General features: G+C 49.5%; 2 protein-coding genes. Both read left to right on the top strand.

The window, feature by feature from the left end:
* Nucleotides 1–424 precede the first annotated feature (424 nt).
* Nucleotides 425–1456, top strand: coding sequence for a hypothetical protein (locus tag HWQ67_RS17405; protein ID WP_218253964.1), 1032 nt, complete (start codon nt 425–427; stop codon nt 1454–1456).
* Nucleotides 1457–1469: 13 nt separating this feature from the next.
* The coding region (locus HWQ67_RS17410) for a glycosyltransferase family 2 protein (protein WP_218253965.1) at nt 1470–1862 on the top strand (393 nt) is incomplete at its 3' end.

Genomic DNA, 1862 nt, shown 5'->3' on the forward strand with positions numbered 1-1862 from the left:
AAGGGGCCAGGTGCGACTTTTATGGCAGGGGTGCCTCACCCCCTGGAGCGCCAAGAAGCGGAGCCGCCCCTTTCTTTCTTCTATTCGAGCAATTTTGATACCCGAAAAAACTCGAGTCCGATCAGTATACCATGAAATATAAAGAGGATACGAATACACGGTAAACAAGCAATTGGGGCTTCTTTGAAGGGGTGCATGAGAAAGTTACGGGGTGCCTCGTCAAAGAAAAGAATGGGGAGGGAACTGCCCTTCCCCTCAGACAAGGGGATAAAAATATCTTGCATAAAAAGTTTTTTTTAGGTTACACTAGTCCTGTTGACAATATTATGCAGAGCAGAAGATGAATAAGGTAGAAACAACGGCGTTGTATAAGTCGGCGGCAGAATTGTTCGTCTTCTTTATTTCTATTTTTACTGTGTTTTAGATGAAAGACACCATCATCGTGATGTGCTGCCCGTCGGTTGACAGACTGTTTACCAAAAGGGCGATTGGCTCGGTGAAAGAGTCTGACCTCAGTCGTGCCGATCTAATCGTAATGGACAACAACTACGACGAACACTTCCACTACCCAGGTGTTGTTGCCAGGATGCTCAGGTTTGCCGCCCAAACCGGTAAGAACCTGATACTGATGGAAGACGATACGGAGATCAACGACTACCACTGGATCGAACGCCTGTATGCGGCATCCGAAAATTTGGGGTCGGACATAACGGGATGCGTCCATACATACGAAAACGGCCTGCCAAACCACGAGGGTATCTACATTGACGACGACCTCTCCATGTGGACGTATACGGATATGATGATAGACCCGGCTGATGTCACAGGCAATGCCATCTATGTCCCGGCCCTGTGTGGCGCCGTAATGCTCATCAAGAACTGTGCAGCCTATAACGTTGACACCACATACAAGAAGTATCACCACGATGCGGACATCTGCCTGCAGGCCTGGCAGAGGGGCAGCTCCGTGGGTTGTGCCCTTGACCTGAAGGTCATACACCACCTGAGATACTACGAACACAGAGACCCCTCCTGTACGGATACATACAACGAAGACTCCGCCTATTTCACAGACAAATGGGCATCCTATATTCCAAGGCTGACCAATATGCCACAGGTGCGGCGCTACGAAAAAGGTCTCTGTAAGGACATCATGTGGGCGCACTTTTTTCAGAGGGCTATGCGACTAAAGACGTTTAACAAGACGCTGGCAAGCAGTATGTTTTACCGCGTGGTGGCTGAGTGCATTAACGAGCGTTATATAGCAGAGGCTTATTTTCAGTTGTTTTTGCTTGAGGGAGGCAGACAACACCTTGAAAACTGTCTGACGTTTAACCCCTGTCACTCACCGGCACGACAGAACCTCCAACAGTTGTCCGTAAACACCTCATCGTCCTTTGTAAACAAATGCGATCATCCAATAATCTGCCGTCAGTGCCATTTGCTGACTCAATAGATACGAGCCGAATATGAAAGATACAGTCATCGTAATGTGCTGCCCCGACGTAAGACGCCTGATAACCAGACGGGCTATCCGGTCCGTCAAGGCATCCGACCTCAACCGTGCAGAGTTCTTTGTCATCGACAACAACTATGACAGCGGCTTCAACCACCCAACTGTGATGAACCGGATGTTGGGGTACTGCGCAGACAGGGGCATGTCCGCTATATTTATTGATGATGACATCGAAATACTACAACCTGACTGGATCGAACGCCTCTATGCGGTCTCCGAAAACCTGCGGGCAGACATCGTGGGATGCCGACACGTCTTTGAAAGCGGTAAGCCCAACCACGACGGCATCTGGATCGATTCCGAGGCAATATCGCACCTCTGGGCAGACGCCGTGATGGATAGCGAT

Origin of the sequence: Candidatus Magnetobacterium casense, assembly GCF_019173545.1 — a bacterium.
Lineage (GTDB): Bacteria > Nitrospirota > Thermodesulfovibrionia > Thermodesulfovibrionales > Magnetobacteriaceae > Magnetobacterium > Magnetobacterium cryptolimnobacter.

Bases quoted from the DNA above. Each gene is read 5' to 3' on its own strand.
- HWQ67_RS17405 (WP_218253964.1), top strand. From the start codon at position 425: ATGAAAGACACCATCATCGTGATGTGCTGCCCGTCGGTTGACAGACTG.